Origin of the sequence: Pseudomonas sp. UM16, from assembly GCF_050312595.1 — a bacterium.
Lineage (GTDB): Bacteria > Pseudomonadota > Gammaproteobacteria > Pseudomonadales > Pseudomonadaceae > Aquipseudomonas.
Map to the genome: position 1 here is coordinate 1 of NZ_JBNPJT010000095.1, position 251 is coordinate 251.

The window sequence follows — 251 nt, forward strand, 5'->3', positions numbered from 1 at the left end:
GCAGCGGTAGTTCAGTCGGTTAGAATACCGGCCTGTCACGCCGGGGGTCGCGGGTTCGAGTCCCGTCCGCTGCGCCACTTTTCTCCAGATCGGTTCCAGAACCGGTTTGAGGTCCGAAGGCACCGAAGCCTTCAGGCCAGATCCCAGTTTCAAACAGGCGAAAGCTTGTGTGATACGCAGCGGTAGTTCAGTCGGTTAGAATACCGGCCTGTCACGCCGGGGGTCGCGGGTTCGAGTCCCGTCCGCTGCGC

2 tRNA genes are annotated in these 251 nt (G+C 61.8%); both read left to right on the plus strand.

The window, feature by feature from the left end:
- Positions 1-77: transfer RNA gene (locus ACQRAX_RS25720), tRNA-Asp, on the plus strand.
- A 99-nt stretch (positions 78-176) separates the two neighbouring features.
- Positions 177-250: transfer RNA gene (locus tag ACQRAX_RS25725), tRNA-Asp, on the plus strand.
- Position 251: the final 1 nt, after the last annotated feature.